Annotated in this window: 10 protein-coding genes; all 10 read right to left on the bottom strand. The window is 39.7% G+C overall.

Annotated elements, in window-relative coordinates:
* Window positions 1-66: 66 nt before the first annotated feature.
* Entirely contained in the window at window positions 67-867 is an 801-nt protein-coding gene (locus LACDD01_RS02215; protein WP_061413071.1) for a PhzF family phenazine biosynthesis protein, read from the bottom strand.
* 143 nt (window positions 868-1,010) lie between these two features.
* Entirely contained in the window at window positions 1,011-2,678 is a 1,668-nt protein-coding gene (gene alsS, locus LACDD01_RS02210) for an acetolactate synthase AlsS (RefSeq protein ID WP_019291695.1), read from the bottom strand.
* Between the two features lie 198 nt (window positions 2,679-2,876).
* On the bottom strand, window positions 2,877-4,118 hold the full coding sequence (locus LACDD01_RS02205; protein WP_061413070.1) for a tetratricopeptide repeat protein: 1,242 nt from the start codon (window positions 4,116-4,118) through the stop codon (window positions 2,877-2,879).
* The gene (locus LACDD01_RS02200) at window positions 4,118-5,299 is read right to left on the bottom strand and encodes an AI-2E family transporter (RefSeq protein ID WP_019293983.1); all 1,182 of its coding nucleotides are present in this window, start codon (window positions 5,297-5,299) and stop codon (window positions 4,118-4,120) included. The genes LACDD01_RS02205 and LACDD01_RS02200 overlap by 1 nt, the downstream gene beginning before the upstream one ends.
* 114 nt (window positions 5,300-5,413) lie before the next feature.
* Window positions 5,414-6,031 (bottom strand): class I SAM-dependent methyltransferase, encoded by a 618-nt coding sequence (locus LACDD01_RS02195; RefSeq protein ID WP_061413069.1) that lies wholly within the window; start codon window positions 6,029-6,031, stop codon window positions 5,414-5,416.
* 26 nt (window positions 6,032-6,057) lie between these two features.
* Entirely contained in the window at window positions 6,058-7,446 is a 1,389-nt protein-coding gene (rlmD, locus tag LACDD01_RS02190) for a 23S rRNA (uracil(1939)-C(5))-methyltransferase RlmD (RefSeq protein ID WP_061413068.1), read from the bottom strand.
* Window positions 7,447-7,452: 6 nt separating this feature from the next.
* Window positions 7,453-8,217, bottom strand: a complete 765-nt coding sequence (locus tag LACDD01_RS02185; RefSeq protein WP_061413067.1) for an HAD-IIB family hydrolase — start codon at window positions 8,215-8,217, stop codon at window positions 7,453-7,455.
* Window positions 8,218-8,380: 163 nt separating this feature from the next.
* Entirely contained in the window at window positions 8,381-9,151 is a 771-nt protein-coding gene (locus LACDD01_RS02180; RefSeq protein WP_082779256.1) for a Nif3-like dinuclear metal center hexameric protein, read from the bottom strand.
* The gene (locus LACDD01_RS02175) at window positions 9,148-9,825 is read right to left on the bottom strand and encodes a tRNA (adenine(22)-N(1))-methyltransferase (protein ID WP_061413066.1); all 678 of its coding nucleotides are present in this window, start codon (window positions 9,823-9,825) and stop codon (window positions 9,148-9,150) included. Before LACDD01_RS02175 ends, LACDD01_RS02180 begins: the two co-directional genes overlap by 4 nt.
* Window positions 9,818-10,414 (bottom strand): endonuclease III (gene nth, locus LACDD01_RS02170; RefSeq protein ID WP_061413065.1); only part of this gene is annotated, 597 nt, incomplete at its 5' end. The genes nth and LACDD01_RS02175, both read right to left, overlap by 8 nt.

Below are 10,414 nucleotides of genomic sequence, written 5' to 3'. Positions count from 1 at the left end.
CCTTAAAATTCAAGAAAATTATACTAAAAAGTGCTGGATAGTTGTTCCAAGCACTTTTTTCTATTCTTACATATCATAGTTGGGAATGACGATATTTTCTTTTTCAAGAACTGCCTGACCAGAGATTTTAACTCTTTCTCCCTCAATTTCGCAAGCAATCATCCCACCACGATTAGAGAGTTGTCTAGCGATAAGTTTTGTTTTCTCTAGCTTCTCTCCCCATAATGGTGCCAAGCGTGTATGTGACGAACCTGTCACTGGGTCCTCATCTACACCACCATGAGGTGCAAAATATCTCGATACAAAATCAATATCTGCTCCTTTTGCTGTGATTGTGACTGCATGAGAAGCTAATGATTTAATGATAGCGATCTGTGGTTTTGCATCCTTTACTGCTGATTCTGAATCTAACACAAGTACAAGATGATCTTTTTCTTGGGTAGTGTAAGCTTCTTGAATGGTTGTCCCTGAGAATGCTGCTTTCATTTCTTCAGTGATTTCCTTTGGAAAAAGCTGTTGACGTGAAAAGTTTAAGATAAATTGATCATTATGCATGGCGACAGTTAATTTCCCAGATTTGGATTTAAAGCTCAAAACCTCGCACTCTTTTTCTAACTTCTGCTTGATGACAAATGCGGCCGCAATCATACCATGTCCACACAATAAAACTTCCCTTTTAGGGCTGAACCACTGGATTTCCCATTCATTTTCTACATTTTTATAGATAAAGGAGGTTTCAGGCAAGGCAATTTTAGAAGCAATCTGTTGGAGCTGCTCTTTTGGGAGTCGTTGGGTTAAGATACAGACTGCCGCAGGATTTCCTAAACTTTTATTGCCAGTGAAAGCGTTGATAATGTCGTAGTGCATGAATTACTCCTTATCGTACTCGTTTTAATATGTACCTTTATTATATACTATAATTTACAATAGAGAACTATAAGGAAGAAAAAAACTTGATAATACTGACCTTATCAAGTTTTTTACTTATTTTTATTCTTTATTCAATGTTATCAATAAAACTCCTCAGGCAAAAGCGTATCCGCTAATTTAATATTGTCTGAATAATCGATAGGAACATCAATAACTACTGGTCCTGTGCTGTCAGGGATTGATTCTAAGAGTTCTTTGAGTTCTTCTGCGCTGTGGACACGATAGCCTTTGGCACCCATAGCTTCAGCGTATTTCACATAATCGACACTTCCGAAGTTTACACCTGCTGCACGGCCGTATTTTTTCTCTTCTTGGAATTTAACCATGTCATAGTGACCATCGTTCCAGATAATGTGGATCAATGGTAAGTTAAGGCGAACGGCAACTTCAAGTTCTTGACCGGTGAAGAGGAAACCACCATCACCAGAGTGAGAATAAACTTTGTGTCCTGGGCGGAGCAAACCGGCTGTAATTCCCCAAGGCAAAGCTACACCGAGTGTTTGCATACCATTTGAGAAGAGCAAGTGACGTGGTTCATAAGAACGGAAGTAACGTGCCATCCAGATATAGAGTGAGCCAACGTCGACAGTCACAGTTTCATCATCTTTAACAACTTCTTGGAAAGTACTTACCAAGTCGAGTGGGTGCAAACGTCCTTCTTCAGCTGCTTCAACATCAAATTCGTGTTGGTTAATCACGTCACGCAGACCTTTAAGGTATTCAACTGAACCCTCTGGCAAGTTGTAACCACGGACTGCTGGCAAAAGATTTTCCAATGTTTGAGCGATATCACCAATTAATTCACGTTCTGGTTGGTAATAAGTATCAATCTCAGCAATGGCATTGTCAATAACAACGATACGGCTATCAATTTCAGCATTCCAGTTGCGTGCTTCATACTCGATTGGGTCATAACCAACAGCAATGACTAAGTCTGAACGTTTGAGCAACATATCTCCCGGTTGGTTACGGAAAAGACCGATACGACCGAAGAATGTATGTTCAAGGTCACGCGAAATCACACCTGCACCTTGGAAAGTTTCAACGACTGGAATAGAGACGTGTGAAAGTAAGTTACGCAAAGCTTTGGCCACTTTTTCATCTGAACCACCAGCACCGACAAGGATAACAGGCAATACAGCATTTTTAATCGCTTGCGCTAAATAGTTGATGTCATCAATTGAGGCATTACCCATCTTAGGATCTGACAAAGGTTTAATGGCATTCACTGAAACTTCTGAATCCGTCACGTCTTGTGGGATAGATAAGAAACTTGAACCTGCACGACCGCCTTTAGCGATACGGTAAGCATTGGCTACTGTTTCAGAAATTGTTGATGGATCCAAGATTTCTTGTGAATATTTTGAAGCAGGCGCCATCATTTGAGCATTGTCCATAGATTGGTGTGCACGTTTCAAACGATCAGCGCGTTTTACTTGTCCACCAATAGCAAGGATCGCATCTCCTTCAGATGTTGCTGTCAAAAGTGGCGTTGCCAAGTTTGATACACCAGGTCCAGAAGTAACCAAAACAACACCAGGTTCACCAGTGATACGTCCCACAGCTTGGGCCATAAAAGCAGCACCTTGCTCATGGTGAGTAATGATTAATTCTGGCGCTTTTGGATCATGCTCCAAGCGGTCGAATACGCGGTCAATTTTGGCACCGGGTATACCAAAAACATATTTTACATTATGGTTAATTAAACTATCTACAACTAAGTCTGAGCCGAATTTTTTATCAGTCATTTCTTCTCCATTTCAATTAAGATTCACAATCTTCACAATCAATTTTAGCAGAAAACATTTTAATTTACAAAAATCGCGCTTGAAGAATGTATATGTAGTCTGCTTTCACAAGATATCTGCACCTAAAACGCTTACATCCTCTCCTATGAAATATTACAGACTTTGTAATCTTACTTCAATAAAAAAACCATTGCTCGATTACTCGAACAACAGTCCTCTCATTTCTTCATCTTCTGGCACGAATTCCAGATATTGTTTAATATAGGTTTGCGCCTTCTCATTTTGTCCGATTTGCAAAAGGAAATCAACATAATCCTTCAAGAAATCTGGATTATCAGTCAAGGCAGTCGACAAGAGCTCTGTATAGAGCGCCTCTGCTTGTGCATCATTTTCCAGCTCTTTATGAGCTTGGGCAAATAACCACTGTGCCAAGAGATGTTCTTCTTCTAACAACTCTTCCAAGCGAATCACAGCTTCAAAGTCTGACTCGTTGAAATAAAGGTTTACTAGGAGGAATACTGTTTCGTCATGGAGCTCAGCGACATTGAGTGCATCCATCAAGTATCGTTCTGCAGCAGCTTGATCTTTTTGACTATAAGCCAGCTTCGAGAGAAAATGCAACAGTAAAGCCGAATTCGGATTTTTCAATAAACCATCTTGAGCCACACGGGCAGCTTCATCAAACTGACGGTCCGCTTCCAGTGTTTGGGCATAGGCTAATTCGTAATTTAGTAAATCTGTATTATAATCTTCTAGCTGTTTGAAATAACTAATCGCCCGTGCTTGATTGTCCAACTCGCTATAAAGCAAAGCAATCTTGTAAATCGTATCAGCAGTTTTATCGAACTCTAAAGACTTTTCTAAAAAGGAAATCGCATTTTCAAAATTCCCTAGATGTGCGTAGGATTCACCGATACGCTGATAAGTAGAGATTTTAGTTTGCTGTAGAATTTCACGTACAGAAAGCTTGGCGTAGTTTTGAATAGCTTCCTGATAGGCGCCCTGCTCGTAATAACTTTCCGCAAGTGCGAACGTAATCAGGGGAGAATCGGAAAGTTCACGTGCTTCTTCCAGCTTGCTAATGGCCGTCTCAAAGTCGCCTTCAAACTGGTACAAATCCGCAATTTGAATCAAAGCAGCAACATAGTTTTCGTCTCCAGCAGGAATTTGATAGAGATAGTTTAAAGCATCATCAATCTGTCCATCATCCTCTGCAATCTCTGCCAGATTAATCAAGTAGTCGGTACTTTCAGGATTGTCACCCAGAATCTTATCATAGACTTGATGGCTCTCATCGATAAAACCCATCATTTGTAAATATTCTGCCAAATCCGCAAGCATTTCTTCGTTATCATGCTTGAGCGCATTGCTCAAAGCATTATGCATCCCAATCAAATCACCTTTATGTAGAAAATCAATGGTATCTTCTGAATAAGACATTAGCTCTCCTCTATTTTTTCAAGTTCACTTGTATTTCCTAAATCAACAGGTTGATAAAGTTCCGAAATTTCACGATACCAATCATAGATATGTGTGATAATTACTTTGGCTGCAGCATAGAACGGAATTCCCAGTAGAACGCCCCATAGGCCAAAGACTTTGCCGGCCGTTAAGAGCACAAAGAGAACTGTGATTGGGTGAATGCTCAACTGTTTCCCTAGAACTAAAGGCGAAACGAAACGTCCTTCAAGTGTTTGTTCAATGATATAGACAATCAAGACTTTAAGCAACATGATTGGTCCACCTGTTGCTAAACCGATAATCATAGCCGGAATGATGGCCAAGTAGAATCCAAGGAATGGAATCAAGTTAAAGAGTCCAGATAAGATAGCAAGGGTGATCCCGTAACGCAAACCAATGATTGGTAAACCAATCGCAAGCATCAAAGCAACCGCAATCGCAACAATAACTTGACCACGTACGTAGTTTGCAAGTTGTGAATTCATCTCAGTTAAGATTTTTGAAGTATCTTTGCGCCAGTTGACTGGTAAAAGATGTGTGATATAGCCGTTCAAGTTTTTTCCGTCACGTAAAAGATAGAAAAGCACGAACGGGAAGATAACCAGTGAAATAAAGACACTTGCTGTACGCGTAATCACATCAGTGATTGAGCTAAAGGCAGCAGTTGAAAAGTTTTTCGACCAGTCCACGATATTATTCCCAAGGGAATCCATGAAATCATCCATTTGTGGGCGGAATTGCTCAAAGTGACGATTGGTCAACAGTTTATTTACTTCTTCTTGTGCTTGTTCGACATAGTTAGGCACGTGCTTAGAGAAACTTGCCACACTATTGGAGATAGAAGGAATGGCATAAGCCAAGCCCCAAACCAACAAACCAGCAATTAGAATAAAAAGTACAATAATACTGGCGATACGCGGCACACGTTTCTTTTCGAGATAATCAACAATCGGATTAAGCAAGTAATAAAACACGGCTGCTAAAACGACAGGTAATGAAACAATGGTCAGAAAATCTGCAATTGGTGCAAAGATAAAGTTGACTTTGCTGAGTAATAGAATATTAAGTAATAAAAGTAAGACAACTAAGAGTGCCGTCACGACTTTATTATTTACAAACCATTTGAAAAAAACAGAGGCTCTAAAATTTTGTTTTTCCATAGGATTTTTCCCCTTCTAATGTGTAAAATACTGTTTAATTATAACATAATCCCTGTAATATTGACATCGAAGGTTCTTTTTTTACATAATTTTATTTATATAAAAAAGCTGTGTTCACAGCTTTTTTAGTTCATAATATTGAATTTGCAGAAAAATTTTACGTTTCACAATTTTCCAGCCCTTTTTTTGAAAAAGATTTGCCAGCTCTTTAGGGGGATAAACTTTGACATCGCCTTCAGTTGAAAAGCGATTCAGTCGCCAATTATAAAGCTTTGTCACTACAGGGATATGGATTTCCGCAATCACCAGTCTACCGTCTTGTTTTAACAAACGACTAGCTTCATCTAAAAAGCGATCAGGATGAGGGAAGTGATGAAAACTAGCCGAACAAGTGATAATATTGAAGTTATCCTTCGGAAACGGAACAGCTTCCGCGCTGCCTTGCTTAAACTCAAACTGCGGATGACGTTGGCTGGCAATCTTGATCATTTCAGAAGAAATGTCTAAACCTGCCCCAAAAATCTTTGTCTGCTTGCTAAGCATGGATAGCAGTGTCCCATTGGCACAGCCAATATCAAGGATATTGGCATTTCTCGGTACTTCCAAGTGTTTGACAATAAACTTTTTGAAAAATGAAGCAAGGAATCCATCGAAGGAATGGTCAAACCGCTGGGCGATATTATCATAGAATTTTTCTGATTCTTTCTCGTAGTTGTGGTTTTTGTGTGACATTTTTGAGTCCTTTTTGGTATTGAGTCTTATTTTTTCATCAATAATCCCACACACTCCACATGCTTCGTCTGTGGAAAAAGATCAACAGGTTGTACTTTTTCCAAAAGATAACCTTCTTCTTCAAAGCGGACGACATCACGCGCAAATGTTGCCGGATTGCATGAGATATAGACCACGGCACGTGCTTGGGTTGCTGTGGCGGCTTTGATAAAGCTTTCGTCTAGACCCTTGCGTGGTGGATCAACAAAGATAACATCAGGTTGGATACCGTCTTGTACCCATTGTGGCATTACTTCTTCTGCTGGTCCGACTTCGTACTGCGCATTTTTAATATCATTCAGCGCTGCATTTGTCTTAGCGTTTTCAACCGCTTCTGGTATGATTTCCATACCGTAAACCTGTGCGACCTTATCTGCCATTCCAAGGCCGATTGTACCGATACCGGAATAAGCATCTATCACGACATCTTCGGCTTTCAAATCTGCAAAATCATAAGCTAATTGATAAAGCTTTTCAGCCTGTGCTGTGTTGACTTGATAGAAAGCCCGTGCAGAGATTTGGAAATCTTTACCTAACATGCTGTCCGTAATATAATCTTTACCTGAGAGCAATTTGAACTTAGAGCCAAAGATTGCATTTCCTGTTGATGTATTAATACTGAGCTGGAAAGAGTCCACTTTATTGCTGTATTCAGCGACAAGTTCTGAAAGACCAGCGAATTTCTCTTTAGTCACAACCAAAATCAGCATCACTTGACCGCTATGATGACCGCGACGAACTACGATATTACGTACAATCCCTCGCTTCCTTTGCTCATCATAAGGCGGAATATTGAGCTTAATTAAACTCTCACGCACCTGATTAACCAAGCCATCAATTTCAGTATTTTGGATATAAAAATCACGGATTGGCACTAAATCGTGTGAGTTTTTTCGGAAGAAGCCCGTTTCTGTTTTTCCATTGATGCTACGAACAGGCACCTGTGCTTTATTACGATATTGGCTTTCTTGCTCCGCACCTAAAGTGTCAAGAACCGGAAAGTCTGGCTTATGTGCATTTTTACGAAGTACATCAACAACTTGTTTATGTTTAAAGTGAAGCTGGGCTGAATAAGTCATGTGCCCAAAGTCAGCAATTCCTGTACGGAGATAGGTCATATTGACATCTTGCACACGATCTGGTGATTGGCTGAGCCATTCTTCAACCTTGCCAAAGCCGAAGTTCTTTCCGACTTTTAGGACTTTCATTTTAATCTCTTCACCGGGTAAGGCATTTTCAACAAAAAAAGGGAAGTTATCTGCTTTGATAACTCCTTGCCCTTCATGTGTTAAGTCAAGGACTGTTCCTTGAATCACTTCATTTTTCTGGAATTTTTTCATGCTTTTATGATAGCATACCCGCTTGATAAAGTCCAATGTCTTTCATCCTCTGCTATCAAGAATCAATTTCTCCAAAAAAGCAGTAATTTTTTCACTCTCTGCAGGCAGATGCTCCTGGCTCACCTGAAGAACTTCTGGGTTATCTCCTACAGAAATTGCAAGCTTGGCATGTGCGAGTAATTTTACATCATTTTTATCATTGCCAAAGCCGATATAGTTAGTTTGTCCCATGATTTCCGATAACACCTGATATTTATTGATGTTTTTTGCCGTAATCACGAGTTCCTCTACATCGGAATGGTATAAAATAGCCAGTTCTTCGCCTGTATCGAATTCCTGATAAAATCTTGGTGTAACACCAAATATGATGATTTTGATGACATCTTCATAACTCAAACTGACGTTTTGAACTTTGTGGGCGGTGTCCAATTTATTAAGTATGTTTGTCTGAGCGGAAACTTCTGCACTATAATTCCAATCATAATCTATGACATACTCTAGCTTTCGTGCCCCTATAAAAGTTACGATTTTTTCTACACTATTGGGTGTGATAGTTTGTGTAGAGAATATGCGTTGCTTCATGCGGACAATACTACCATTTCCGCCAATCAAATCATTGTCGGGGAAGTCTTCCAAAAGCGGCAACATATCACGTACGGGACGAGCTGAAGCAAAGATTATTTTGACCCTTTCATCCAGTTGACGTAATTTTTCCAGTATATTTGCTTCGATTTCGTAACCATTAAAAACAATTGTCCCGTCCGAGTCAAACACCAATGCATCATAACTTTCTTTCTTAAAATACATTCTCTTTCTCCATCATTGTCTCTCTCAACTTATTTTAACAGACATGAGCTTTATTTAGAGCTATGCGAAACCCGATGCAGCTTTTATTTGGGAAATGGTTCGGCATTTGCGCTTATAAAATGAAAAAACTCCATGACCTGTAAAGTATCATAAAGTTTTGAATTTAAATATCGAAGAAAGGATTAGTATTTTCTTTACTTTCAATAATTTCAACATCTGTGCCAAAACTAGCTAGTTTTTCAGCGACTTTCGGGATAAAGAGATGTTCCAAGTAATGACCAGGATCAAGTCCAATAAGCCCTTGCGAAAGCTGGTCATGACCAACGTGATAATATATATCACCCGTAATATAGAGATCTGCACCTTTGGCTTGGGCTTCCGGCCAAAATTTGCCGCCGCTGCCACCACAGATTGCCACACGTTGAATGGTCTGGCTCAAAGAGCGATCATAAGTCACCAAACGCAGATGATCTAAAGCAAAAGTTTGTTTCATTTTTTCTGAAAAATCAGCCAAGCTCATCGGTGTAATATTTCCAACACGACCTAAACCTTCCACTGATAAGATTTCCGTATCTTTAATTTCTAAAAGTTCACAGAACCAATCGTTCAGCCCACCATCCACAACATCAATATTGGTATGGCTTGTATAAACTGCAATACCCGCTTTTATCAACTCAAGGACAATTTTTTCTTGACTGTTCGCATCTGTCAGGTTTGCTAAAGGCCGAAAAATAACCGGATGTTTCGCTAAAATCAAATCCACATCTTTTTCAATAGCTTCTGAAACTGTTTGTTCACGAATATCTAAAGTAACCAAGACCTTTTTTACTGGAGCATCAAGAGAGCCTATCTGTAATCCAACAGGATCGCCTTCAACTGCTAAATCTTTGGGACAAAATTCTTCGTACAAGGCCATGAAATCTCTGATTTTCACTGGAGAACTCCTTCTATTTTTTCTTTTTCTGCTTGAACTGTGGCACGTTTTTCATGATTTTCAGGAAGTCGCTCAAGTATTTTATTTAAAGTATTGAGCTCTTTATTCCACTTTTGACAGAAGACTTCTGATTTTTCTTGGGACAAATATGGTCCAAATTCAAGTTCTGCTTCATTCAGCTCGGCTGTGCCATGTTCTGCCACAATAATTTCGTAGATTTTCCCTGCTTCCAGAAGTATCTTTTCGGAAGTAATTACAAAATCATGGTCCATAAGCCAAGAACGAAGGCTTTCTTCATGATTATTAGGTTGCAAAATGAGTTGCTCTACTTGGCTCAATTTATCTTTTCCTGCTTCGAGGATTTCGGAGATTAAAATACCGCCCATACCAGCAATTACAATGCTTGTGATATTATCATTTTCTTCAAAGGCAGCCAAACCATTGGCTAATCTGACTTCAATCTTCTCTTGCAAGTTCTGCTCAGCCACATGATTATGGGCAATTTGATACGGTCCTTTAACTACTTCGCCTGCGATGGCAAAGTCAATCTTTTCTTGCTGAATCAAATAGGTAGGTAAATAAGCATGATCACTGCCCACGTCCAGAAGACGACTGTTTGGCTTCACAAGATCTGCAACAGCTTGTAGACGTTTTGAGAGTTTTATTTCATTCATTTAAGTTTTTCTTTCCAAATTTACAGTATTCGAGCACAGGACATTCTTCACACTTTGGTGCACGCGCTGTACAATGATAACGGCCAAAGAAGATGAGATGGTGATGACTTTCCACCCAACGTTCTTCAGGAATCAACTTCATCAACTTCTCTTCAACCTCCAAGACGGAGGCTTTTTGTGGCACAATATCCAAACGTTTTGAAATCCGTTCAACATGGGTATCAACAGCTATTCCGGGAATACCGTAGGTTTCTCCCAGAACAACATTTGCCGTTTTCCGGCCTACACCTGGCAAGGTTTGTAATAACTTTTTATCTCTTGGCAGTTCACTATTAAAATTTTCTACCAACATTTGCGAAGTCTTGACAATGTTTTTCGCTTTTGTTTTGTAAAGTCCAATCGTTCGGATACATTGTTCAACATCTGCGATATCTGCCTGTGCCAAGCTTTCTGGATCAGGGTATTTAGCAAAAAGTCCCGGTGTTGCCTTGTTCACACCCTTATCTGTTGCTTGGGCGGATAAAATCGTGGCAATTAAAAGTTGAAATGGTGTTTCCCATTCTAGCTCACCATGTGCTTCAGGAAACAT

The organism is Lactococcus sp. DD01, from assembly GCF_001578715.1.
Classification (GTDB): domain Bacteria; phylum Bacillota; class Bacilli; order Lactobacillales; family Streptococcaceae; genus Lactococcus; species Lactococcus petauri.
The sequence above is the reverse complement of the archived record's forward strand: the minus strand, read 5'-3'. Positions and strand labels throughout refer to the sequence as shown.